At 55.4% G+C, this 23,351-nt stretch carries 22 protein-coding genes; 12 read left to right on the forward strand and 10 right to left on the reverse strand.

The window, feature by feature from the left end; all coding sequences use genetic code 11:
• The first annotated feature begins 20 nt into the window (after positions 1-20).
• The 3 genes from BARVI_RS12675 (at position 21) to BARVI_RS12685 (ending at position 2,897) form a co-directional block, all read left to right on the forward strand.
• Positions 21-314 (forward strand): PG0541 family transporter-associated protein, encoded by a 294-nt coding sequence (locus tag BARVI_RS12675; RefSeq protein WP_025279556.1) that lies wholly within the window; start codon positions 21-23, stop codon positions 312-314.
• Positions 315-485: 171 nt separating this feature from the next.
• Positions 486-1,994 carry a WG repeat-containing protein gene (locus BARVI_RS12680; RefSeq protein WP_025279557.1) on the forward strand — a complete coding sequence of 503 codons (1,509 nt, stop codon included), beginning with the start codon at positions 486-488 and terminating at the stop codon, positions 1,992-1,994.
• Between the two features lie 171 nt (positions 1,995-2,165).
• Positions 2,166-2,897, forward strand: a complete 732-nt coding sequence (locus BARVI_RS12685) for a phosphatase (protein WP_025279558.1) — start codon at positions 2,166-2,168, stop codon at positions 2,895-2,897.
• Here BARVI_RS12685 and BARVI_RS12690 read toward each other — a convergent pair.
• The 6 genes from BARVI_RS12690 to BARVI_RS12715 are packed head-to-tail and all read right to left on the reverse strand — an operon-like array spanning position 2,894 to position 10,639.
• Positions 2,894-3,667 (reverse strand): ABC transporter permease, encoded by a 774-nt coding sequence (locus tag BARVI_RS12690; RefSeq protein WP_025279559.1) that lies wholly within the window; start codon positions 3,665-3,667, stop codon positions 2,894-2,896. The genes BARVI_RS12685 and BARVI_RS12690 overlap by 4 nt on opposite strands.
• Positions 3,668-3,670: 3 nt before the next feature.
• Positions 3,671-4,291, reverse strand: coding sequence for an ABC transporter ATP-binding protein (locus BARVI_RS12695; RefSeq protein WP_025279560.1), 621 nt, complete (start codon positions 4,289-4,291; stop codon positions 3,671-3,673).
• Entirely contained in the window at positions 4,288-6,402 is a 2,115-nt protein-coding gene (locus tag BARVI_RS12700) for a S9 family peptidase (protein WP_025279561.1), read from the reverse strand. Before BARVI_RS12700 ends, BARVI_RS12695 begins: the two co-directional genes overlap by 4 nt.
• A gap of 17 nt (positions 6,403-6,419) precedes the next feature.
• On the reverse strand, positions 6,420-8,327 hold the full coding sequence (locus BARVI_RS12705; protein ID WP_025279562.1) for a YgiQ family radical SAM protein: 1,908 nt from the start codon (positions 8,325-8,327) through the stop codon (positions 6,420-6,422).
• A gap of 25 nt (positions 8,328-8,352) precedes the next feature.
• Positions 8,353-10,437 (reverse strand): excinuclease ABC subunit UvrB, encoded by a 2,085-nt coding sequence (gene uvrB, locus BARVI_RS12710; protein ID WP_025279563.1) that lies wholly within the window; start codon positions 10,435-10,437, stop codon positions 8,353-8,355.
• Between the two features lie 16 nt (positions 10,438-10,453).
• A complete protein-coding gene (locus BARVI_RS12715) occupies positions 10,454-10,639 on the reverse strand; it encodes a PspC domain-containing protein (protein WP_025279564.1) in 186 nt (61 codons plus the stop codon).
• 371 nt (positions 10,640-11,010) lie between these two features.
• Here BARVI_RS12715 and BARVI_RS12720 point away from each other — a divergent pair, with 371 nt between their 5' ends.
• The 7 genes from BARVI_RS12720 to BARVI_RS12750 all read left to right on the forward strand — a co-directional run bounded on the left by BARVI_RS12720 (position 11,011) and on the right by BARVI_RS12750 (position 15,935).
• Entirely contained in the window at positions 11,011-11,814 is an 804-nt protein-coding gene (locus BARVI_RS12720) for an outer membrane protein assembly factor BamD (RefSeq protein WP_198016006.1), read from the forward strand.
• 14 nt (positions 11,815-11,828) lie between these two features.
• Positions 11,829-12,164, forward strand: a complete 336-nt coding sequence (locus tag BARVI_RS12725; protein WP_025279566.1) for a DNA-directed RNA polymerase subunit omega — start codon at positions 11,829-11,831, stop codon at positions 12,162-12,164.
• 139 nt (positions 12,165-12,303) lie between these two features.
• Complete coding sequence (gene nusB, locus BARVI_RS12730) at positions 12,304-13,230, forward strand: transcription antitermination factor NusB (RefSeq protein WP_025279567.1); 927 nt, start codon at positions 12,304-12,306, stop codon at positions 13,228-13,230.
• Between the two features lie 71 nt (positions 13,231-13,301).
• Complete coding sequence (yajC, locus tag BARVI_RS12735) at positions 13,302-13,628, forward strand: preprotein translocase subunit YajC (RefSeq protein ID WP_025279568.1); 327 nt, start codon at positions 13,302-13,304, stop codon at positions 13,626-13,628.
• Positions 13,629-13,753: 125 nt separating this feature from the next.
• The gene (locus tag BARVI_RS12740) at positions 13,754-14,818 is read left to right on the forward strand and encodes a YbbR-like domain-containing protein (protein WP_025279569.1); all 1,065 of its coding nucleotides are present in this window, start codon (positions 13,754-13,756) and stop codon (positions 14,816-14,818) included.
• Entirely contained in the window at positions 14,815-15,390 is a 576-nt protein-coding gene (gene coaE / locus BARVI_RS12745) for a dephospho-CoA kinase (RefSeq protein ID WP_038534408.1), read from the forward strand. The genes BARVI_RS12740 and coaE overlap by 4 nt, the downstream gene beginning before the upstream one ends.
• Positions 15,391-15,485: 95 nt before the next feature.
• Positions 15,486-15,935: a DUF5606 family protein gene (locus tag BARVI_RS12750; protein WP_025279570.1), complete on the forward strand. Its 450-nt coding sequence runs from the start codon at positions 15,486-15,488 to the stop codon at positions 15,933-15,935.
• 149 nt (positions 15,936-16,084) lie between these two features.
• Here the strand turns inward: BARVI_RS12750 and BARVI_RS12755 are convergent, their stop codons facing one another.
• From BARVI_RS12755 to gldB, 4 genes are read right to left on the reverse strand one after another with little or no spacing between them, the layout of a single operon-like run.
• The gene (locus BARVI_RS12755) at positions 16,085-18,184 is read right to left on the reverse strand and encodes a ComEC/Rec2 family competence protein (RefSeq protein ID WP_025279571.1); all 2,100 of its coding nucleotides are present in this window, start codon (positions 18,182-18,184) and stop codon (positions 16,085-16,087) included.
• 53 nt (positions 18,185-18,237) lie between these two features.
• Positions 18,238-19,125: a LysR family transcriptional regulator gene (locus BARVI_RS12760; protein WP_025279572.1), complete on the reverse strand. Its 888-nt coding sequence runs from the start codon at positions 19,123-19,125 to the stop codon at positions 18,238-18,240.
• A gap of 34 nt (positions 19,126-19,159) precedes the next feature.
• Positions 19,160-19,906: a shikimate dehydrogenase family protein gene (locus BARVI_RS12765; protein ID WP_025279573.1), complete on the reverse strand. Its 747-nt coding sequence runs from the start codon at positions 19,904-19,906 to the stop codon at positions 19,160-19,162.
• Between the two features lie 19 nt (positions 19,907-19,925).
• Positions 19,926-20,939 (reverse strand): gliding motility lipoprotein GldB, encoded by a 1,014-nt coding sequence (gldB, locus tag BARVI_RS12770; protein ID WP_025279574.1) that lies wholly within the window; start codon positions 20,937-20,939, stop codon positions 19,926-19,928.
• A 280-nt stretch (positions 20,940-21,219) separates the two neighbouring features.
• Here gldB and BARVI_RS12775 point away from each other — a divergent pair, with 280 nt between their 5' ends.
• Complete coding sequence (locus BARVI_RS12775; protein ID WP_025279575.1) at positions 21,220-22,386, forward strand: N-acetylmuramoyl-L-alanine amidase family protein; 1,167 nt, start codon at positions 21,220-21,222, stop codon at positions 22,384-22,386.
• 34 nt (positions 22,387-22,420) lie between these two features.
• The gene (locus BARVI_RS12780; protein WP_025279576.1) at positions 22,421-23,305 is read left to right on the forward strand and encodes an MlaD family protein; all 885 of its coding nucleotides are present in this window, start codon (positions 22,421-22,423) and stop codon (positions 23,303-23,305) included.
• The last annotated feature ends 46 nt before the right edge of the window (positions 23,306-23,351 follow it).

Below are 23,351 nucleotides of genomic sequence, written 5' to 3' on the forward strand. Positions count from 1 at the left end.
TAAAAAAACAACTTTCAAATATGAAATCGGTTTTTATCACTTTCGACCAAGCTCACTATACCCAGATTGTTGAGACACTCGACAAGTTGTCGTGCCGGGGATACTCCTATTTTGAGCAGATGCGCGGGCGGGGTTCCAAGACGGGTGAACCTCACTATGGCAGCCATGCCTGGCCCTCGATGTGCTCGGCCATCATCACCATGGTCGACGACGACAAGGTGGAGCCCTTGCTGAAACGATTGAAGCAGATGGACGAGGCCAAGCCTCAGTTGGGGCTGCGGGCTTTTGTCTGGACTATCGAACAGTCTGTCTGACGGCTCTTGTCCTGCACCATAACTTCGGGGGCTGTGTCGATTCGTTCGATGCAGCTCCTGTTGCTATTGAGCCGTACAGAAAAACAGGACAGGGCGATAATTTGTCGGGCGATATTCTTCTCTCCTTGGAAAGAATTGGTTATTTTTGGGGTACATAAAAAATTGAGGACAATGAAACACACGACTATTTGGGCTCGCCTGCTGTTGGGTTCGGTGACCGTTATCACGCTTCTGTCGGCCTGTGGAGGAGGCAAAAAACAGGAAAAGATAGAAATCACTCCCTATATTCTCAACCTGCATTTGAAATATTCGTTTATCGACAATTTCGAGGGAGGCCTGGCTCGGGTGATGATGAAGACCAAGACCGAGTCGGGGCGCGAGACAGGTGTCTTCGGTTGTGTCGACGAGGAGGGGCACGAGGTGATACCCTGCATCTACGAGTCGGTATATATAGAGCCCGGTGGTGTGCTGGTTTCCCCGAAAGAGGGGAACAACAAGCTCTTTGTCTATCGCGACGGTGCGATGCAGGAGTTCCCGGTGCCCGACGGTCTCGAGCCGCAGGGGGGCTTCTACGATGGCCGGGCGAGAGTGCATGACGAGGATTTCAATTATGGGTATATCGATACCGAGGGGAATCTGGTGGTGCCTTGCCGTTATAATTCTGCCGATGATTTCAGCGAAGGACTGGCCGTGGTCGAGCAGAATTGGAGAAAGGGGTATATCGATGTCGACGGCAACGAGATGACCCCTCTGATCTATTGGAATGCGATGGATTTTTACAACGGTATGGGTTGTGTGCAGAACGAAGAGGGGCTCTATGGTTATGTCGATGCGACGGGGCGCGAGGTAATACCCTGTCAGTTTGAATCGGCCGACTTTTTTTATGGCGATGTAGCTCCGGTATGCCTCGATGGGAGCTATGGCCTCATCGACAAGACGGGCAAGTTTGTCTCGGCCACTCGGTACAAGTCGATGGGAGTCTGTTCCTCCAATCTGTTCTATTACGGCGAAGACGGCCTCTATGGTTTTGTCGATGTCCGGCAAAACGTGCTGACCCCGGCCCGATACAACAAAATCGATAACTGCCGGGAAGGCATGGTAGCTGTGGCCCAGCAGGGTAAATATGGGTTCGTAAACGAGAAGGGTGAGGAGGTAATCCCCTGCATATACAGTCGGGTGAACTGGTTCGACCAGGGCTTTGCCCGGGTAGCCCGCAACGGTCGGGTAGGATATATCGACAAGACGGGGCGCGAAATCTTCCTGCTCCCCTCGAACAGCTTTTCGAGTGCTTCGCGCTCGGGCTTCGGGGTATTCTGTTTCGAGAGCGGCGGCGAGGTCTTCATCTTCGATGAGGAGGGCAACCGGCTCGACAGCAACGGGCTCGAAACCCCGGGTGTGGCTTCGGCCGGGAGCGACGCCTCGGCCGGCAGTGGTGCCGGGGGTGGTTCGGGCGTAGTGGTGGTACCCTCGGTCTCGGTACCGGCTTCGACCGGCAGCAGCCAGAGCGACCCTTCCCGTAGGGTTGAGTGGGAAATCCGTCGCAACCGGGCTATCGAAGAATTGGCCCGCTTGCAGGTGAAACTCATTGAAGATCCCAATTCGGCATACATCAAGCACAACATACAGACACAGCAAAACATCATCAACACCTGCAACGAGATGATTGCCACTTACCAGTAACGGTTCTTGTCTTCTATCTTTTATTGCTGTGTCATGGGGGAGAGGATTTTTCGTTGCCTATCTTGCCTTTGATCGAGAAGATAGATTGAGCGTTGTAAAATCTTGGGTGGGTTTAGCCTTGGGTTGGCTGCTTTCTCGTATCTTTGCAGAGCGATAAAAACAGGATTTGTTATGAATATTCTTCTTGATGTACACACGCACACGATAGCCAGCGGGCACGCATTCAGCACCCTGCAAGAGATGGTGCAGGCTGCGGCCGACAAGGGGCTGCAACTGCTGGGTATTACCGAACACACGAGCGGTATCCCCGGGACCTGTTCCGACATCTATTTCCGCAATTTGCCGGTGGTGCCTCGCCACATGTACGGGGTGGAGTTGCTGTTGGGGGCCGAAATCAATATTATCGACTACAAGGGACATCTCGATTTGGAGGAGCGCTATTTCCGTTTTCTCGACCTGCGCATCGCCGGACTGCACTCGTTGTGCTACCTGCCGGGTACTGTCGACCAGAATACCGAGGCGGTGCTGGGGGCGATAGGCAATCGCCACATCGACATCATCAGTCACCCGGGCGACGGTACGGCCGACCTGCTTTTCGAGCCGCTGGTACTGGCGGCCAAGGAGAACGGCGTGTTGCTCGAGATCAACAACAGTTCGCTCAATCCCTATCGGCACAAGACGAAGGCCCGTGACAACAATCTCGAAATTCTGCGTCTGTGCAAACGCTACGAGCAGCCGGTTATCCTGGGCAGCGACGCCCACATTTCATTCTCGATAGCCGATTATCACTGGCTCTATCCGTTGTTGGCCGAGACCGATTTCCCCGAAGCGCTGATTCTCAACGACAAGCCCGAGGCTTTCAAGGCCCGTTTGAAGAAGAACCGGGAAGAGACCGTGTTCTAAAAACGCATCATGCCATAGCGGTCAAAACTCTTCCGACGCGAAATCCACAAGGTGAGCAGCACCGAGATGAGCGACGAGGCAAAGATGGCTATCATGAGCAGAATCTGGTATTTGATGGCCACGCTGGGGCTGCTGCCGCCCAGTATCTGGCCGGTCATGGTGCCGGGCAGGGCGATGAGCCCCATCACCGCCATCGAGGCAATGGTGGGGTTGAACGACTTGATGAGTGCCTCGCGCATGAAGGGGGCGAGCGATTCGCCTGGCGAGGCTCCGTTGCCCAGCAGGTAGAGGTAGAGTTGTCGTTCGCGGTTGAGCGAACCGTAGAACGAGTTGAGGGCAATCACGTTGGCCGACAGCATGTTGCCCAGTATCATGCCACTGATGGGTATGAAGTAGCGGGCCGTGAATATCTTTTCGGGACGCACCACCAGCCCCAGGAAGTAGAGGTCGATGATGAGCAGCGAGACGAGAAAGGCTACCGATACGGCCATGAAGAGCATTTTCAAGGGGAGCTTGGTCCGCTTCAATACCGTCGACGAAGCAATCACAATCATGAAGAGTACCCACAACAGGTTAATCCACACACTGTCCCACAGGAACAGGTATTCGAGGTAGAACCCGATGAAGAAGAGTTGTACCGTCATGCGCAGGGCGGCCCAAAGCGTGTCTCTCACCAGGCCGGTGCGGTAGCGGTAGAGAAAATAGGTGGGGATAATCAGCAGCAGAAATCCCAGGACCATGTGGCCATAGCCGATGTTTATCGTTTCCATAAGTCAGTCTCCGATATAAATTTTGCGGTCGAACGCGTTGATGAAGCGGTCGTCGTGCGATACCATCAGCACGGTAGCCTCGTGCCACCCGTGAATGTAGTCGACCACCCGGGCGATGGAGTCGGGGTCGAGGGCCGAGGTGGGTTCGTCGAGCAGCACGATCTCTTTGTGCAGCAGAGCGGTAATGAGAATCATGATGCGTTGCCGCTGTCCGCCCGAAATCTCGATCGAGCGTTTGTCATACAGTTCGGGTTCCAGTCCCAGCAGCTCGAAGTGGTGCAGGACCGTTTCGCGCGAAGGCATCTGTGCCTGGTTGATTCGTAATCGGAAAGGGGCCTCGATCAGCTCCTTCACCGTGTCGTAAGGGAGGGTAAACTCCTGAGGCAGCCAGGCGATGCGTCGGCGCACCTGTTGCACGGTCGATGCGTCGAGTGTGCGGCCGTCGATGCGGATAGTCCCCTCGTCGGGACGGACAAAGCCGGGTACCGAAGCAAGAAGGGTGCTTTTACCGTGCCCCGAAGGGCCGTAAAGCACCGCTTTCTCGCCCCGGGCGATGCAACACGTGAAGTGTTGCATCAAGGGCTTGTTGTCATAAATAAAGGTGAGATTGTCAAATTCGATCATTTCGCCGGTTCCGGATTCTCGGTTTGAGTTTGAGGTTTCAGCCAGCGGTCGAGCCAGCGGAAGAAAATCCGTTGCCACAGCACACCGTTCTGCGGTTTCAGAATCCAGTGGTTTTCGTCGGGGAAGATGAGCATCTCGGCCGGAACGCCGCGCAACTTGGCCGCATTGAAGGCCGACATGCCTTGCGAGGCGAGGATACGGAAGTCATATTCGCCGTGGGTGATGAGGATAGGCGTGTCCCATTGGTCTACGAATTTGTGGGGCGAAGTGGCAAATGTGCGTTGAGCCGTAGCGTTCGTCTTGTCCCAGGGTGCGCCGCCCATATCCCAGTTGGCAAACCACATCTCTTCGGTCTCGACATATTGCTGTTCGAGGTTGTAGATACCGGCGTGGGCGATGAAGGCCTTGAACCGTTTCTGGTGATGGCCGGCCAGCCAGTACACCGAGAAGCCGCCGTAGCTGGCACCCACGGCACCCATGTGGTCGCCGTCGACATAAGGTTCTTTCTTCATCTCGTCGGTAGCGCTGAGGTAGTCCTTCATGTTCTGGCCGCCGTAGTCGCCGCTAATCTGTTCGAGCCACTCCTGACCGAAGCCGTAGAGACCGCGACGGTTGGGGGCGATGACGATATAGCCGTTGGCCGCCATCAGTTGCAGGTTCCAGCGGTAGGACCAGAACTGGCTGACAGCCTGTTGCGGGCCGCCCTGGCAGTAGAGAATGGCGGGATATTTCTTCGAGGGGTCGAAGTGGGGCGGATAGACAATCCAGGTGAGCATCTTCTTGTTGTCGGTGGTCGTGATCCAGCGCTCTTCCACCTTACCCATGGTGAGCTGGTCGAGGATATCCTTGTTCTCGAACGAGAGTTCCTTCACCTCCTTGCTCTGGGGGTTGACGCTGTAAATCTCGTCGGGTTGCGACAGCGAGTGACGCATGGCGATGAGGCAGGTCTCGCTCACGGGAGCCAGCGAAGCATAGTCGTAGTAGCCGGTGGTAATCTGCTCGATTTTCTTGTCGAGACCCACGCGGAAGATGTGTACCTCGCCCTGATAGGCTGTGCGAATGAAGAGCGACTGTCCGTCGGGGGCCCAGGCCAGTTCGTCGGTGCTGTAATCGAAGTCGGCGGTGAGGTCCTGTTTTTCGCCGGTTGCCATGTTCATGACAAAGAGGCGGTTCTTGTCCGATTCGTAACCGTCGCGCTCCATGCTGCCCCAAGCCATGTATTTGCCGTCGGGCGAGAAGGCAGGCGTGGTGTCGTAGCCCATCATGCCCTCGGTGAGGTTGCGGGTCTGTTTCGAGCCCAGGTCATAGAGGTAGATGTCGGAGTTGGTCGAGATGGAGTATTCCAATCCCGTCTTCTTGCGGCTGGTGTAGGCCACGGCCTTGCTGTCGGGAGTCCAGGCAAACGACTCGATGCCGCCGAAGGGTTTCATGGGCGACTCGTAGGGCTCGCCCTCCATGATGTCGACGATGTCCGAAAGCGCTTTACCGTCGAACGAGGCGATGTAGGGGTGCGGAATCTCCTCGACCCACTCGTCCCAGTGCTTGTACATGAGGTCGTCGATGACGCGGCCGGTAGCCTTGTCGAGGTCGGGATAGATATCCGAAGCCTTCTGGCTGTATTTCACATTGCCGATGAAGAGGATATGTTTCTCGTCGGGCGAGAAGAGGAATCCGTGTACCCCTTTCTCGTGGTGGCTTATCTGCCGGGCGTTGCTGCCGTCGGCCTCCATGATCCACAGCTGCGAGTCGCCGCTCTTGCCCGAGAGGTAGGCAATCTGTTTGCCGCCGTTTATCCACACGGCGTTACCCTCCGACTCGGGGGTGCAGGTAATCTGACGTTTGTTCTGTCCGTCGATGTCCATCACAAACAGCTCGCGGTTGCTCTTGTTCTGCTCCACGTTCTCGTAGGTCACTCCAAACAAGATCTTGCTCTTGTCGGGCGAAACCACGGGGTCGCTCACCCGGCCGAACGCCATGAGCACCTCGGTAGTCATGATGCCGTTTTCGACTTTTACGGGTTGCTTGCCGATAATGTCACCGGTTTTTCCGGTCGGCTGACAGGCCGTTACCAATAAAGTTCCTGCCATCATCATACAATTTAATTTATTCATAAATAACGGTTTATAGATTATTTTTTGTTCGGTTTCCTTTTTTCGTCGCGGTGTGGCCGGTTCTCGCCCACGAGGCGGGCCGGTTTGCGCCACGGCACATTGCCGTAGAGTTTCTCGAGCAGGTCGTAGCGGTGCATGCGCCTGAGCGAATTCTGTATGTCGTTGCGTTTCTCGGGCAGATACCAGAAGAAGTATTTCCGCTGGTTCAGCTTCTCCTCGGGCTTGCGGGCGGTGAAGACCTTTTCGCCCGTGTAGGGGTGTATGCCGGTGTAGTAGATCTCGGTCGAGAGGGTCATGGGGGTAGGGGTGAAATCCTGCACCTGCTCCAACTTGAAGTTCATGTGCTTGGTCAGAGCGGCCAGTTCGGCCATATCCTCCTCGGTACACCCCGGGTGGCTTGATATGAAGTAGGGGATAATCTGCTGGTTGAGCCCCTGCTCGCGGTCGATGCGGTCGAAAAGCCGCTTGAACTCCTCGAAGAGCGAGAAGGAGGGCTTGCGCATGATGGCCAGTACCCGGTCGGAGGTGTGTTCGGGGGCCACTTTCAGCCGACCCGAGACGTGTCGGGCAATCAGCTCCTCGGTATAGCGGCGGGTGCAGCGGTTCAGCGCCTCGTCCTGGTGCCGGTGCAGCAGCAGGTCGTAGCGCACTCCGCTGCCGATGAATGACTTCTTGATGCCCGGCAGGGCGTCGACGGCCCGGTAGATGTCGAGCAGGGCGCTGTGGTCGGCGTTGAGGTTGGGGCATATCTTGGGGGCGAGACACGAGGGGCGTTTGCACTTGTGGCATAGCTCCTCGTTCTGGCCGTGCATGCGGTACATGTTGGCCGAGGGGCCGCCCAGGTCGCTCAGATAGCCTTTGAAATCGGGCATCGTCGTGATTTGTTTCACCTCTTTGAGAATCGATTCTTTGGAACGCGAGGCGATGAATTTGCCTTGGTGGGCCGAGATGGTGCAGAAGGCACAGCCGCCGAAACAGCCCCGGTGCAGGTTGACCGAGAACTTGATCATCTCGTAGGCCGGTATCGTCTTCCCCTTGTAACGGGGGTGCGGCATGCGGGTATAGGGCAGGTCGAACGAGGCGTCGATTTCAGCCTCGGTCATGGGCGGATAGGGTGGATTTACCACGATAACCTGCTCGCCCACGCTCTGCCACAGCCGCTTGGCGTGGTACTTGTTCGACTCCTCCTCGATGTGGCGGAAGTTCTCGGCCTGCTTGCTCTTGTGTTGCAGGCACTCCTCGTGCGAAGCCAGCACGATATTGTGCTCGTCTTCGGTGGTCGAGGGCATCATCGCGCGGGGACGTATGACGGCCGTCTGCGGTATGTCGGTCAGTTGGTCGATGGACTCGCCGCGTTGCAGCCGCCGGGCTATTTTGACGACGGGACGTTCGCCCATGCCGTAGATGAGCAGGTCGGCGGGACACTCGGCCAGGATACCCGGCAGCAGTTTGTCCTGCCAGTAGTCGTAGTGGGTGAGCCGTCGCATCGATGCCTCGATGCCGCCGATGACGACCGGCACATCGGGGTAGAGCTCTTTGAGAATGCGGCTGTACACGATGGTAGGGTAGTCGGGGCGCATGCCGTGCCGTCCGTTGGGGGTGTAGGCATCGTCGCTGCGCAGGCGTTTGTTGGCCGTGTAGTGGTTGACCATCGAGTCCATGGCTCCGGCCGAGATGCCGAAGAACAACCGTGGTGCGCCCAGTTTCTTGAAATCGCGCAGGTCGTCCTGCCAGTTGGGCTGGGGCACGATGGCCACCCGCAGCCCTTCGGCTTCGAGTATGCGCCCGATGACCGCCGCCCCGAACGAGGGGTGGTCGACATAGGCGTCACCCGAGAAGAGAATCACGTCGAGATAGTCCCACCCTCGTAGTTCCAACTCCTTGCGGGTCGTAGGCAGCCAGTCTTGCAATCGGTACTCTTTCATCGTCATTGAAGGTATAGGTTTGACGTTAGGCAGTGGGCTTGTCGGCTGCTGCCTGTTGTAGTAAATCTTCCAGTTTTATCAGTTCGTCGCGATACTGGGCCGCCTCGATAAACTCCATCTTCTTGGCCGCCTCGACCATCTGTCGGCGGGTGCGCTCGATGGCCTTTTGCAGTTGTTCGCGATTCATGTATTTCACCACGGGGTCGGCCGCCACATCGACATGTTCGAGGTACTCGTCGCTGTATGCCCGGGCTGCCGGAGCCGGTTTCGCCCCCTTTGCCGGCTTGGCCGGTTGGGGTTGCGGCTGGGCCTCGGCGGTGGCACCGAGTATCGAACTCTTGGCCTTCTGTATGGCCTTGGGGGTGATGTGGTGCTCCTCGTTGTAGGCCAACTGTTTCTCGCGTCGGCGGTTGGTCTCGTCGATGGTCTTCTGCATGCTCTCGGTAATGCGGTCGGCATACATGATGACCCGTCCGTTGAGGTTGCGCGCGGCCCGTCCCACCGTCTGGGTGAGCGACCGGTGCGAGCGCAGGAACCCCTCCTTGTCGGCATCGAGGATAGCCACCAGCGACACTTCGGGCAGGTCGAGTCCCTCGCGCAGCAGGTTGACCCCGATGAGCACGTCGTAGACCCCGGCCCGCAGGTCGTCGAGAATCTTGATGCGGTCGAGGGTGTCGACGTCGGAGTGTATGTAGTTGCAACTGATGTCGAGCTTGGCCAGGTAGCTGTTCAGCTCCTCGGCCATGCGTTTGGTGAGCGTGGTGACCAGCACCCGCTCGTCGCGCTCGATGCGCAACTGTATCTCTTCCAGCAGGTCGTCTATCTGGTTGAGGCTGGGCCGTACCTCGATGACCGGGTCAAGCAGACCGGTAGGTCGAATCACCTGTTCGACCACGACACCCTCGCTCTTTTCGAGTTCGTAGTCGGCCGGTGTGGCACTCACGTAGATAATCTGCCGCGCCAGGCTTTCGAACTCGTCGAATTTCAAGGGGCGGTTGTCCACCGCTGCCGGCAGGCGGAAGCCATATTCCACCAGATTCATCTTGCGGGAGCGGTCGCCGCCGTACATGGCTCGGATTTGCGGTACGGTCACGTGGCTCTCGTCGATGATGGTGAGAAAATCCTTGGGAAAGTAGTCGAGCAGGCAGAAGGGCCGGGTGCCCGCCTCGCGGCCGTCGAAGTAGCGCGAGTAGTTCTCGATGCCCGAGCAGTGGCCTATCTCGCGAATCATCTCCACGTCGTAGGTCACCCTTTCGTAGAGCCGTTTGGCTTCGAGTTCCTTCCCGATGGATTTGAAGAACTCCACCTGCTTGCCCAGGTCGATTTCAATCTCGCCGATGGCCTTGTCGATGCGCTCTTTGGTCGTGACAAACAGGTTGGCCGGGAAAATCTTGTAGGCGTCGAAGCTCCCCGTGCTGCTCCCCGTGGCCGGGTCGATGGTGCGTATCGCTTCGATCTCCTCGCCCCAGAACTCGATGCGCACGATGGTATCGTCGTAGGCCAGGTAGATGTCGACCGTGTCGCCCTTCACCCTGAAATTGCCCCGGTTGAGCTCCACCTCGTTGCGCGAGTAGAGCGAGTCGACCAGATGCCGCAACAGCCGGTTGCGGCCGATGTTGTCGCCCACCTTCACCTCGATGACGTTGCTGTGGAAATCCTCGGGGTTGCCGATGCCGTAGAGGCACGATACCGACGAGACCACAATCACATCTTTCCGCCCCGACAGCAGGGCCGAGGTGGTGGAGAGCCGCAGTCGGTCTATCTCCTCGTTGATGGCCAGGTCTTTCTCGATATAGGTGTCGGTCGAGGGTATATAGGCCTCGGGCTGGTAGTAGTCGTAGTAGGAGACGAAATACTCGACGGCATTCTCGGGGAAGAACCCCTTGAACTCGTTGTAGAGCTGGGCCGCCAGAGTTTTGTTATGGCTCAGGATCAGGGTAGGTTTCTGTACCCGCTCGATTACGTTGGCCATGGTGAAGGTCTTTCCCGAGCCCGTGACACCCAGCAACGTCTGGTAGGGCGTGCCGTCGAGCACACCCCGACTCAGTTCGTCGATAGCTTCGGGTTGGTCGCCCGTGGGGCGATAGGGTGAGATCAGTTTGAAATCCATGACACAGTCGGGTTCGTTAAGATTCGGGTATGATCAAACAGAGTATGAGGTACACGATAATGGGCGTACCAATGGCTCCGATTGAGAGCAACACATAGATGATGCGCACTACGGTAGGGTCTATCCCCAGGTATTCGCCAATGCCTGCGCACACGCCGCCTAACATGCGGCCGTCGTGGGGGCGGGTGAGTCGTTTGATCATATCCAGTTTGTTTATCCGTTTGTCAAACCGGTTGTCCCCACTAGGCCCAACTGCTTTCGGTGCCTGTTGCGTGTGCAGCCTGTTTGACAAATCTAATGCAAAGATAGAATAAAGCAGGGGTAAAAACAAGATTGTAGCCTTGCCGTTTTGCCGAAACGAGTGAAGAATATGGGTGCATTATCCGGCGGAAGTGTTGTGGGGACGATTCGGCATCGGCCGGGTAAACTGGCCGGGAAGGAGCGTGTTGGTCGACACAAATGGGGGTATGGCCGACAAATGAAACTTATTTGTCCCGGTCATCGTTAAAATTCTATTATTTCTTTTCCAAATTCGGCCGAAAACCCTAACTTTGCAAACTGATAAAGAAACGAATAATGCGAAAGATAATCTGTTTTATCGTTTGTGCCCTGCTCCTGGCGTCGTGCAGCGAGTATAACAAAATACTCAAAAGCACTGATTATGAGCTGAAATATGACTACGCCAAGAAGGCCTTCGAGCGGAAGAAGTATATGCAAGCCGCTACGTTGCTCGAAGAGCTGGTCGCCATATTCAAGGGTACCGACCGAGCAGAAGAGTCGCTCTACCTCTTGGCCCGCAGCTACTATCTGAATAAGGACTATGTCACTTCGGGTGAATATTTTCAGGCCTACTACAAGAACTACCCCAAAGGACAGTATACCGAGTTGGCCCGTTTCTATTGCGGCTATGGCTACTACCTCGATTCGCCCGAGGCCAAGCTCGACCAGAGCGGTACCTACAAGGCTATCGACGAGATGCAACGTTTCCTCGACTACTTTCCCAACAGCGAGCGGGCCAAGGAGGCACAGGATATTATCTTTGAACTGCAAGACAAGCTGGTATACAAGGAGCTGCTCAATGCCCAGCTCTACTACAACCTGGGTAACTACATGGGCAACAACTACCAGTCGGCCATCATCACCGCGCAGAATGCGTTGAAAGAGTATCCCTATACCCGTTATAAGGAGACCCTCTCGATGCTCATCTTGAAATCGAAATATCAGGAGGCCGTGCAGAGTATCGAGGAGAAGAAACCCGAGCGGTTCCGCGACGTCATCGACGAGTACTACTCGTTTATCAACGAATATCCTTCGGGCGAATATACCAAAGAGGCCGAGAACATATTCAAGGTGGCCAACAAATATGTAAAAGATTAATCTTTGAAATAAAAATGGATTACAAGAAAACAAATGCACCGACAAACACCGTAACACGCGATATGGTGGCTTTGTCTTCCGACACGGGAAACATTTACGAAACAGTTTGTATCATTGCCAAGAGAGCCAATCAGATTGCCGTTGAAATGAAAGCCGACCTGGAAAAGAAACTCCAAGAGTTCGCCTCGTGCAACGACAACCTCGAAGAGGTGTTTGAGAACCGTGAGCAAATCGAAATCTCGCGCTACTACGAGAAATTGCCCAAGCCCGTTCTCATCGCCACGCAAGAATATATAGAAGGTAAAATCTATTACAAAAATCCCGAAAAGGAAAAATCGGCTATCGAATAATAGCCTGACAGCTATCCCTGCAAGCCGCACTATTCCTTTTCGATAGTGCGGCTTGCAGATTTTTCTTGCTCGGCCGGTCAAGGCTGAGGGGGCAGAAAGTGACCGAAAAAAGTAAACCGCACAATTAGTTCATTAAAATATGATTAACAGAATACTGATCCGTTCCAAAGTCGTACAGATTGCCTACTCTTATTTCCTCACAAAAGACAAGACGGTGATGGATGCCGAGAAAGAGCTCTTTTTCAGCTTTGAGAAATCCTACGAGTTGTATCATCTGTTGCTGACTTTGATGGTGGAGTTGACCGATACGCAGGCTGCCCGGGTAGAGGCTGCCCGCATGAAATTCCTGGCCACCCCCGAGGAGAAGAATCCCAACATGCGTTTTGTCAACAATCGTTTCATCGAGCAGTTGAGAAATTGCAAGGATTATAAGGACTATCACGAGAAAAAACCGATTACCTGGACCAACGACCCCGAATTTTTGAGAGACTTCTCGGAACGGATTGTCAAGAGCGATTTGTACAAAGAGTACATGGAGGCTCCCGAGGATTCGTATGAAAACGATTGCGAATTCTGGAAAAAGGTGGTGAAGAACATGTTTTGCACCGACGAGGAGTTGCTCGACCTGCTGGAACAGAAATCGCTCTACTGGAACGACGACCTCGAAATCATTACCACCTTCGTACTCAAAACCATCAAGCAGTTTAGCGAGGAGAAGGGCGAATCGCAAGCCCTGTTGCCCATGTTCAAGGACGACGACGATGCCGAATTTGCCAAGGAGCTCTTCCGCAACACGCTGGTTCACGGCGAGGAGTATCGCAGCTATATCGAGAACTTTATCCGCAACTGGGAGATCGAGCGGGTCGCTTTCATGGATATTGTCATCATGATGGTGGCCATGAGCGAGTTCTACAAATTCCCGTCGATTCCCACCCGGGTTACCTTGAACGAGTATATCGAGCTGGCCAAGTCGTACAGCACCTCCAAGAGCGGGCAGTTTGTCAACGGTGTGTTGAATGCCATTGCCGACAATCTGAAAAAAGAGGGCGTTCTGACAAAAGAGTAAAAAAATTGTTATATATTTGTGGAGTCTCATTTTTTCGGGGACGACACGTAAAAACTATTAAAAGCTAAATTATGACAACACTATCCATTCTTTTACAAAGTGCAGCCGGCAGCGGAATGTCGAGCATTCTGATGATGGTTGCCTTGATTGCAATCTTCTATTTTTTCATGATTCGTCCGCAGACGAAACGTCAGAAAGAGATTCGCAAATTCCGTGAATCGCTCACCGCAGGCGACAAAGTCGTTACCGCCGGTGGTCTGTTCGGGAAAATAAAAGAGGTTAAAAGCGACTCCTTTATTATCGAGATAGCCGAGAATACCCGCGTGCGCATCGCCAAGGATTCCGTATATCCGTCGGCAGCCGATGCCAAGGACAACAACGCTCAGCAGGCTAAATAAGCCGGTCTTTTTTGACCGAGGCTCTACTGGGTAGAGAAAATAAAAGATAAAGTTTTTTATCGGGCAGAGGGTTTCTACCGATAAAAAACTTTATCTTTGTTTCTATATAGCCATGGTGTGATTATATGAAGAAGAACATTTCGGCCCGCATAGCCACGCGATTCAGAGTAATTGCCCGAAAGATAGCCGATACATTCCGGCAGGAGCGCACCCGGGAGTTGTTTACCTTCCTGGGGTTTGTGTTGCTGTCGTTGGTATTCTGGTTCATGCAAGGCTTGAACGAGGAGGTCGAGAGTTCGTTCAAGATTCCGGTAGAACTTCAAAATCTGCCCGAGAAGACGACCCTCATCAACGACCTGCCTACACACGTCGAAGTGCGCATTCGCGACAAAGGTCCCGTGATGCTGGGTTATGCCATCGAGGGGTTGAATCCGCTGCGCATCAATTTCCAGGAGTATGACAAGGGAGGCAGTTCGTTCTTTCTGGCTCTGCCGCAGCTCGAAACCATTTTGCGCAAATCGCTGCGCCCCACGACAACCATCTTGTCGGTTATCCCCGACACTCTGAAAGTACAATATACCCACAATGCCGGCAAACGGGTGAAACTGGTGGTGCGGGGCAAAGCCTCGACTACGCCGCAATGCGTGTTGAGCGGCCCCATGACGGCCGAGATCGACTCGGTGATGGTCTATGGCGATCATGCTTTGTTGAAACACCTCAAAGAGGTCTACACGACCGAGTTCGAAGCCAAGCGGTTGAGCGACACCCTGCGCACGACGGTGCGGATAGCCCGCATACCCAATCTGCGCATTGTCCCCGACCAGGTGATGGTGACGATACCGGTCGAGGAGATAACCTCCAAACTGCTCGACATACCCATCGTGACCCAGAGCGTACCCGCAGGTTGGTCACTCATCACCTTCCCCTCGTCGGTACAACTCTCGTGCATGATGCCGTTCAGCAAATTCGCCTCGGTCAATGAGGAGAGTTTCCTGCTGGGCGTCGACTTTACCGACCTGTCGGGACGTACACCTCCCGCCAAACTGGGAATCAAGGTGCTGAAAGCTCCCGATTTCGTGCGCAACATCGTGCTGTCGCAAGACAGTGTTGACTATATTGTGGAACACAAGCGGTCTGCATTCGACTTACAGGCCGATACGGCAATCGTCTCACGCCCCGATACGATATGAAACGGATAGGAATTACAGGTGGCATAGGCAGTGGCAAGTCGGTGGTGTCGAATCTGCTGCGCGTGATGGGCTATCGGGTCTACGATACCGACTCCGAGGCCCGGCGGCTCATGAACACCCTGCCGCAACTGAAAGCAAAGTTGTGCCAGACCTTTGGTGACGATATCTATGCGGGCGGCACACTTGACCGTCCGTTGTTGGCCTCGCGGGTCTTTGGTCACCCCGAGCAGATAGCCCGGCTCAATGCCCTTGTGCACCCCGCCGTACGCGAAGATTTCGACCGTTGGTCGCAGGGCGTTCGGGGAGAGTTCTGTTTTGTCGAGTCGGCCATCTTGTACGAGTCGCATCTCGACCGGCAGGTCGACGAGGTGTGGCTGGTTACCGCCCCCGAGTCGCTGCGTATCGAGCGGGTGCAGCAGCGCAGCGGCCTCTCGGCCGACGAGGTGAAGCGTCGTATCGCCGCCCAGCAGGGTGAGGAGGAGAGGTGCAGGCAGGCCACCCATGTCATTTGCAACGACGGTCGGGAGTCGCTCATTGCCACTGTACTTTCGCTGTTGAACCGTTCCCGGTAAGAAATTTTTGTCCGGGAAGAGGGGTTAAACCCGACAAGTATATTATTTTTGCAATGCAAAACGAAACAAGTTATTAAATATAAAACCTCAATTTTATGTTGAAAACGATTTTATCTATCTCTGGGAAACCGGGTTTGTACAAGTTGGTATCCCAAGCTAAGAATATGTTGATTGTCGAGTCGCTGCAAACCGGCAAACGTCAGCCTGCCTATGCGCATGAAAAGATTATTTCGCTGGGCGATATTGCCATCTTTACCGATGAGGACGATGTGCCTCTGGGCGAGGTGTTGGAGTCGATCAAGAAGAAAGAGAATGGCGGCAAGGTTTCGCTCGACATCAAGAAGGCCGACTCGGAGGCCCTGCGTGCCTATCTGGCCGACGTGCTTCCCAATTTCGATCGCGAGCGGGTGTATGTGACCGACATCAAAAAACTCATCAGCTGGTACAACCTGTTGGTCGAGACCGGCAATACCGATTTCGTGGAAGAGAAGAAGGCCGAGGCAGAACCTGAAAAAGAGGCTGCCGAAGGTGCCGAAACCAAATAATAAGTTAACGACGTGCTGCGGGTCGAATCATCGCGGCACAATGCAATACCCTGTACGAGAGGGCTGTGACCACACGGTTGCGGCCCTCTTTCGGTTTATGGCGTTTCCCGGTTAAAGGGAGGGAAAGGACTATTGCTCCGAGGACCGGTTCAGGGGGCCGGCGAGTATATCCAGGCTCCTTGCGAGCGCACGTCGTGGCAGGGAATGCCCTGCTCGAAACACTCCTTTATCAGTCGTCGGGCCCGGCTCGGGTGAACGTTGGCCCCGATGATAAAGTGGCGCACATCGAAGAGTCGCATCACGTCGGCGATACGTCCCGTGAATCGACGGTCGACAACAGCATGGTCTATTGCCAGCCGCCTGTCGGTCGATACCCTCTGCCACTCCTGCCCGTCGAGCAGGAGCAACCGTGTGGCGTAGAACCGGGCGAACGGGTAGGCGATGAAGAGCGACTCCTTCTCGACCGGTGTCGAGCCCGGTTGGAGCAGGGCGTAGTCCCGGTGTCCCGCCTGTTGGCGGTGTGCTTCGCCCACCGGCGGTTGTTGCGGCGGTAGTGTGTCGGGCAGGAGCAGGTAGCACCCCTCGCGGTCGCTCAGTTCGACGACGGTAGTCTGCCGGTCGTCATACACCACCGCTTCGGGGCGAGGGGGACGATAGGTCGACAGGTCGGTCGCCAGAAAGACGATGCCGAAAGTCAGGGTAAGCCACAACACCTTTTTGGAGCGGTTCTTGATGGCGATGTAGCCAAGAATGGCCGTACCGAAGTAGAGGAACAGGTAGCGTGGGGCAAGCCATATCCCCTCGATGTGGCTCCCCGGCAGTCGGGCTATGCCGAGGCTCAGCCACTCGACAAAGCGCAACATCAGGTCGGTCGAGGCCGCTATCCACCCATAGGGCAGGTGCAGCGTGGCGAGTAGTAGCAGGAGCAGACCCGATCCGAAGATGACAGGCAGGAGGGGCAGTACCACGAGGTTGCCGACCAGAAAGAGCAGGGGAAGAGTGTGAAAGTAATAGACGGCGATGGGCAGGGCCCCTATCTGGGCGGCTATCGACACGGCCACACAGGAGCTGACCCAGCGAATGATTCGGTAGGGGGAGTTCTGCCCGAAATGGAGCCGCCGATAGAAGAGCAGAATGGCGGCGACGGCTGAGAAGCTCATCTGAAATCCCACGTCGAAAAGGAGATCGGTATCGTAGAGCAACAGGAAGAAGGCCGCGGCAAACAGGGCGTTGAGCGAACTGTTGCGCCGTCCCAGGAAGTCGGCCGTGAGCAGAAACGAAGCCATGATGCAGGCTCGGGCTGTCGAGGGGGATAGCCCGGTGAGACAGCCGTAGCCCCACAGCACGAAGAGGGTGAGCAGCGGTCGCAACTTGCGCCCCGCCTCGGACCAGGCCAGAGGGTAGAGCAGCAGGTAGACCAGCGAGGCCATTACTCCCATGTGGAGACCGCTCACGGCAAGGATATGCGAGAGTCCGGCTGCCGAGAAGCTCTGTTGCAGCTCGGAAGGGACGTCTTGCCGGTCGCCCAGCAGAAGGGCCTTCAAGAGTGCGGCACTGGTAGGTGACAGGCGGCAGGTGTCGATGGTGTAGGCCAACTGGCTTTGCCGGGAGGTGGCCCACTCCCAAAATACCGACCGGGGAGTGTGGTCGAGTCGTCGCCATTGCGAGTCGGTGAGGTATTGGCTGCGGGCGATTCCCTGGTGACGCATGTAGGCGGCGAAATCGAAATCGCCCGGGTTGCTGCTCGCCTCGATGGCCCGTGGTTGAAATGCAAAGGCCACCCGGTCGCCGTAGGTGAGTCGCCGGGCATACAGGCTTTTCTCGAAATAGAGAGCCACTCGCTTGCGATATGCCACGGTGCGACCGCTGGTATCGGCCAGAGCCGTGAGGGTGGCCGGGCAATAGTAGGCATTCGGTTTCTCGGTGGCCTTTTGGTCAATGTGGGCGATGGCCACGGGATAGAATCTCTGGGGAAGCGGCTGGGGTCGATGGCCCAGAGTGTGCAGGAAAGCCCCCAGCGAAAGGACAAGGAGGAAGAGCCCCCACCCGAAGAGGGGACGCTTGCGGTATTGCGTTTCGATATTGCCGCGTTGGGCAAAGAGTACCCACAAGACCACTCCGCCCAGGGTGGGTAACAGGTACAACCCTGTTGGCAGATGCAGCGCCTCTTGCCCGACGATGCCCGCCAGCAGCGGGACGAGCAGGCGTATGAAGGGAGTGCGGGCGGCCGACAGGGAGCTATGGGTCATGAGGTCGTGTGTTTCGAGGTATTAGATAAAAAAACGGGGAGGGGAGCTGGCGGTCAGAATTTACGGGTCATGTAGCGCATGAAATCCGATTCGATTCCGCCCGTCTGGCCGGCATTCTGTACGAAGCAGAATTCCCGTTCGCAGGAAAAGTCGGCTATGTCGATTACCTTCAACCGCCCCTCGGCCAGGTCGGTGGTGACGGCCTGAATCGAGACCACCCCCACGCTGTCGGTGTGGTAGAGGAAACGTTTGATGCCTTCGGTCGTACCCATTTGCATGGCGATGTTGAACTGCGACAGCTTCAATTGGTGCTGGGCCAACGTCTTTTCAAAGACTTCGAGGCTGCCCGAACCGCTCTCCCGGATAACCAGCGGCAGTTGCCGCAATTCGTCGAGTGAGATTTCGTCGCGTCGGGCCAACCGGCTGCGGGTGCTGGCGATGCACACCAGTTCGTCGCGCATGAAGGGGGTGTAGTGCAGATGCGGTTGCCGGCTCACCCCCTCGATGAGCCCCAGATCGATACGGTGCTCCTCGATGGCCCGTTCGATGTCGCGGGTGTTCCCGTTGATGAGCGACAGTTTTATCTGCTTGAACTTCTGGCTGAATGTGGCCAGGTAGGTGGGCAGCACATACTGGGCAATGGTGGTGCTGGCGCCCAGGCGCAACTCGCCCACGTGACGTTGGGTGAGCAGGTTCATTTCGAAATCGAGTTGCTTGTAGTGAGCCAGAATCTTTTCGGCATGGCTCAGCAGCAGCTCCCCCTCGGGGGTGAGGGCAATGTGGGTACCCATGCGCTCAAACAGACGGGTACTGTATTCGGCTTCGAGCTCCTGTATGTGTTTACTGATGGCCGGCTGGCTCACATACAGCTCTTTCGAGGCTTTGGTGAAACTGAGGTTGCGGGCTACGCTGCAAAAAACTTTGAGTCGGAAATCTATCATACTGTCGCGTGGTGCTTGTGGTGTGGTACTTGTCTTATCGGTTCCAGATGTCCCAGGCCGCCAAGGCTTGCCGGTGCAGCATCTCGGTGCCGTTTTTGGTGAGGCTGCCCTGTTGGGCCGCCTGGGCGAGAAAGCGGGTCACCTCGGGGTTGTAGATGAGGTCGTAGCAGAGATGGCCGGGGGTTAAATCTGTATAGGGAATGTGGGGGCACTGGTCGGTGTGCGGGTACATGCCCAGCGGCGTGGCGTTGACAATGACGCGGTGGCTGGCCATCACCTCGGGCGAGAGGTCGTCGTAGGTGATGATGCCGTCGCGACGTTGCCGTGAGACGAATGTCGGCTCGATGTGCAGCGTCTTCAACCCGGCGTAGACCGCCTTCGAGGCCCCTCCCGTTCCCAGAATTAGGGCCCGTTGCATGCGGCTGTCAAGCAGCGGGGCTATCGATTGGGTAAAGCCGATGATGTCGCTGTTGTACCCGGTGAGCCAGATGCCGCCTTGTGGACGTCGCTCGATCTTGATGACGTTGACCGCCCCGATTTCGCGGGCCTGCGGGTCGAGGTCGTCGAGCAGGGCCATCACCTCGGTCTTGTAGGGAATCGTCACGTTCAGTCCGCACAGCTCCGGGCGGTCGGCAATAAGTTGGCGCAACCCTCGAAGGTCGGCCATTTCAAAATTTTCATAGTCGGCGTCTATCCCCTCGCGGGCGAATTTCTCCTGGAAAAACGAGCGGGAAAAGGAGTGTCCCAAAGGGTAGCCCACCAGTCCGTATATTCTTTTCATTTTGTTTTCGAAAAAAAGGTTATCCGTTGTATTTCGACTCGGCCAGTATTTCGCCGGCATCGTCGGTCGTGCCCAGCATCTCGGCGGCACTCTTCTTCTTGTCCCGGGCATATCGCGAGACAATCTGATAGCCAATCCATCGGCCCAGCCGTCCCGGTGATTCGGCATGCAGTACGGCGACGAAGGTGGCCGGTTCCACATATTTGTTGATGAGCATCGACTCGGTGTTGAAGAGGTGCTTGCGTGCAACCACCTGATGCCATATCTCGGCCTCGTTGTCGCGGCACCATTGCGCCTGGCTGTCTGTGTAGCCCAACAGTCGGTAGATATCAACGTCGGGGAAGAGCGAGGTGAGGGCATACAGGATTTTCCCCTCGTACACCATGCGGTCGAGCAGGGCATTCCGTTTCGACTGGTAGGGGTAGGCGGTGCGCAGCCACACCTCGACGGCGTCGAAGGCGATGCGGTTGCTCTCGTGCAGCCCTCGTTCATAATCGTAATAACGCTGGGCATACAGCGGGTAATCGGCCCCCAGATAACAGTCGAGCGAGATGGAGAGCAGCGAGTCGATGGTGACAATCGACTGGTTCAACCCCGATACGTGGGTGAGGATGCGGGGCAGGGTGCTCTGCGGAAATTGTTCGTGGTATCGGGCAAAGGCCTGTTGCAAGTCGGTCGTCCAGACCGAGTCGCCGGCAAAACGGCTCTCGGTGTCGGTATAGAGCTGTGCGATAGCTTCGTGGGTGAGAAACAGATTCAATCCCTCCCGGAAATCCGGGGCATCGCCCAACCCCAGAATCTGCCGGCAGTAGATGGGGAAGAAAGGAGCGTATCGTTCTCTGAATCGGGCGGACGCTGCGGTATCGCCCTCTTGCACATAAGTCGGGAGTTCCCGGTCGAATCGCTCGATAGTCACAGGTGTGTCAAGGGGAAGACTCTCTTTCTCCGACGCCTTGCCGTTGCAGGCAATGAATGCGGCAACCAGCAGGCAGATGGCTCCGGCATAGCCGCTGAATTTTTTGGAGGGTATCATATATAGGTTCGTTTAGCTCGTTTCTGCAAAAATACTTTTTTCTTTCGAGAAACCCATCAGGAAGAATCCTGTTTTGTAAGGGGTATGTAAGGTAATAAATCTGAGGGAAATTGAATGTTTTTTCACGCTTTATTTATACCTTTGCATGGATAAATGTGAAAAACAGGTGTCGACTTGGCAGAGTCTCCCGAACCGTATGCGAGTCTCCCGGTTACACTCTGGAAATGATAAATGGAATTTCGAGTTTCTCGAAATTTTTTTAATGACTGATGATAAATTTATGAAACATACCTATCGCTTTACGCGGCTGCTATCGCTCGTTTTCGCGCTCTTCCTCGGACTGTCGGTTGCCTCGGCCAAGGATTTTGTGCTGGTAATCGATGCCGGTCACGGCGGTCGCGACGCCGGAGCTCTCGGCAATCGGGCCAAGGAGAAGGATATTAACCTGGGGGTGGCCTTGAAACTGGGGCGCATGGTGGCCAACAACGTGCCGGGGGTGAAGGTGGTCTACACCCGCGACAAAGATGTCTATCTGACGTTGCAGGAGCGGGCCAACAAGGCCAATCGGGTAGAGGGCGACCTGTTTATCTCGATTCATACCAACTCGATCGACAAGAAGTCGCCCAACCGCAAGACCGTAGCCGGTGCCTCTACCTGGACGCTGGGATTGCACCGTAGCAAGGAGAACCTCGAAGTGGCCAAGCGCGAGAACTCGGTAATCTATCTCGAAAGCGATTTCTCGACCCGGTACGAGGGATTCGACCCCAACTCGACCGAATCGTACATCATCTTCGAGTTCATGCAGTACAAGCACATGGAGCAGAGTATCAACTTCGCTTCGGACATACAGCACGAGTTTGTATCGGTGGCCAATCGGGTAGACCGGGGGGTGCGTCAGGCCGGATTCTGGGTGCTGGCCAAGACCAGCATGCCCGCCGTATTGGTCGAACTCGATTTCATCTGCAACCCCACGCAAGAACGATTTCTCACCTCGGAGAGCGGGCAGACCAAGATGGCCCAGGCCATCTACAACGCCTTCGTCAAATACAAGTCGGACTATGACCGCAAGCAGAATGCCGGGAAGAGTGTGGCTCCGGCCACATCGGCCCCGGCCGCAGCCTCAGTGCCGGCTCCGACTTCGACAGCAAAAGCCGATAGCAAGCCGGTTCCCCGCACCACATCGGCCCCGGTGGCTGAACAAGACGACGAGTCGGGTGTTACCTATTACAAGGTGCAGTTCATGGCGTTGCCCCGTAAATTGTCGGCCAACTCCAAGGAGTTCAAAGGGCTTTCGCCCGTCGAGTGTTACAAGGACGGCGGCATGTACAAGTACACCTACGGAAAGTCGACCGACCGAAATGAGATACAAAAACAATATAAAAAGGTGAAAGCGTTGTTTCGCGATGCCTTTATCATACAATTCCGCGACGGAAAACGGGTAAAGTGAGAAACCCGATAGTCTCCCAATTAAAAAGAAGAATATGAAAAAGTGGTTTGGAAAAGAAGTTAAGATAGCCTTGTCGGTTCTTGTCAGTATCCTGATTCTCTATATCGGCATCAACTATTTGAAAGGTATCAACGTGATGAAGCCCTCCAATTACTATTATGTGCAGTTTCCCAGTGTAGGTGGGTTGGCCCAGTCGGCACCGGTGACAATCGACGGTTATAAGGTGGGGCTTGTGCAGGAAATCCAGTATGACTACGATACGAATCGGACAATAACGGTGCTGTTGAATCTCGATAAGAAATTGAAAATACCCGTCGACAGCCGCGTCTATCTCGAAACCGACATGCTGGGAACCTCGTCGGTAGTCATCGACCTGAATCCTCACGTGAGCGAGTATTACGAACATGGAGCCTTGTTGCAGGGCGAAGTGAAATCGGGTTTGATGCAGAGCCTGCAAACCGAATTGCTCCCCGAGGTGGTAGACCTGTTGCCCAAACTCGACAGCATTCTCACGGGGCTGCAAACGCTGGTCAACGACCCGGCTCTGGCTTCGTCGGTAAAACGCATTGACCGCATCACGGCCAATTTGGAACATACCTCGGTACAACTCTCGGGACTGATGCAGAATGATGTGCCGGTGATTCTCGACAATGTGCAGGGCATTACGGCTCAAATCAACCAGTTCTCCGACTCGCTCAATGCCTTGCCCTTGCAATCGACCATGGCGTCGGTGCAAGCCACCTCGGCCAATTTGCAGCAGATTACCTCACGGCTTACCTCGCCCGATAACAGCCTGGGGCTGCTGTTGAACGACCGTGGGCTCTACGACCGGGCCAACGGGGTGTTGGGCAGTGTCGATTCGCTTATGATCGATTTGCGGCTCAATCCCAAGCGGTATGTTCACTTCTCGTTATTCTGATAAAGGTAATGAATTTTCCTTATTTAGAATTATTATAAATAAGGTA

Source organism: Barnesiella viscericola DSM 18177 (assembly GCF_000512915.1).
GTDB classification, from domain to species: Bacteria; Bacteroidota; Bacteroidia; order Bacteroidales; family Barnesiellaceae; genus Barnesiella; species Barnesiella viscericola.

What these genes read in the sequence shown, in the direction of transcription:
- BARVI_RS12705 (WP_025279562.1), bottom strand. Translation starts at nt 8,327, where the DNA reads ATGAAAGAGTACCGATTGCAAGACTGGCTGCCTACGACCCGCAAGGAG.
- BARVI_RS12685 (WP_025279558.1), top strand. Translation starts at nt 2,166, where the DNA reads ATGAATATTCTTCTTGATGTACACACGCACACGATAGCCAGCGGGCAC.
- BARVI_RS12695 (WP_025279560.1), bottom strand. Translation starts at nt 4,291, where the DNA reads ATGATCGAATTTGACAATCTCACCTTTATTTATGACAACAAGCCCTTG.
- BARVI_RS12760 (WP_025279572.1), bottom strand. Translation starts at nt 19,125, where the DNA reads ATGATAGATTTCCGACTCAAAGTTTTTTGCAGCGTAGCCCGCAACCTC.
- BARVI_RS12750 (WP_025279570.1), top strand. Translation starts at nt 15,486, where the DNA reads ATGTTGAAAACGATTTTATCTATCTCTGGGAAACCGGGTTTGTACAAG.
- uvrB (WP_025279563.1), bottom strand. Translation starts at nt 10,437, where the DNA reads ATGGATTTCAAACTGATCTCACCCTATCGCCCCACGGGCGACCAACCC.
- BARVI_RS12680 (WP_025279557.1), top strand. Translation starts at nt 486, where the DNA reads ATGAAACACACGACTATTTGGGCTCGCCTGCTGTTGGGTTCGGTGACC.
- BARVI_RS12700 (WP_025279561.1), bottom strand. Translation starts at nt 6,402, where the DNA reads ATGAATAAATTAAATTGTATGATGATGGCAGGAACTTTATTGGTAACG.
- BARVI_RS12715 (WP_025279564.1), bottom strand. Translation starts at nt 10,639, where the DNA reads ATGATCAAACGACTCACCCGCCCCCACGACGGCCGCATGTTAGGCGGC.
- BARVI_RS12755 (WP_025279571.1), bottom strand. Translation starts at nt 18,184, where the DNA reads ATGACCCATAGCTCCCTGTCGGCCGCCCGCACTCCCTTCATACGCCTG.
- coaE (WP_038534408.1), top strand. Translation starts at nt 14,815, where the DNA reads ATGAAACGGATAGGAATTACAGGTGGCATAGGCAGTGGCAAGTCGGTG.
- BARVI_RS12675 (WP_025279556.1), top strand. Translation starts at nt 21, where the DNA reads ATGAAATCGGTTTTTATCACTTTCGACCAAGCTCACTATACCCAGATT.
- gldB (WP_025279574.1), bottom strand. Translation starts at nt 20,939, where the DNA reads ATGATACCCTCCAAAAAATTCAGCGGCTATGCCGGAGCCATCTGCCTG.
- BARVI_RS12775 (WP_025279575.1), top strand. Translation starts at nt 21,220, where the DNA reads ATGAAACATACCTATCGCTTTACGCGGCTGCTATCGCTCGTTTTCGCG.
- BARVI_RS12765 (WP_025279573.1), bottom strand. Translation starts at nt 19,906, where the DNA reads ATGAAAAGAATATACGGACTGGTGGGCTACCCTTTGGGACACTCCTTT.
- BARVI_RS12780 (WP_025279576.1), top strand. Translation starts at nt 22,421, where the DNA reads ATGAAAAAGTGGTTTGGAAAAGAAGTTAAGATAGCCTTGTCGGTTCTT.
- BARVI_RS12725 (WP_025279566.1), top strand. Translation starts at nt 11,829, where the DNA reads ATGGATTACAAGAAAACAAATGCACCGACAAACACCGTAACACGCGAT.
- BARVI_RS12740 (WP_025279569.1), top strand. Translation starts at nt 13,754, where the DNA reads ATGAAGAAGAACATTTCGGCCCGCATAGCCACGCGATTCAGAGTAATT.
- nusB (WP_025279567.1), top strand. Translation starts at nt 12,304, where the DNA reads ATGATTAACAGAATACTGATCCGTTCCAAAGTCGTACAGATTGCCTAC.
- BARVI_RS12690 (WP_025279559.1), bottom strand. Translation starts at nt 3,667, where the DNA reads ATGGAAACGATAAACATCGGCTATGGCCACATGGTCCTGGGATTTCTG.
- yajC (WP_025279568.1), top strand. Translation starts at nt 13,302, where the DNA reads ATGACAACACTATCCATTCTTTTACAAAGTGCAGCCGGCAGCGGAATG.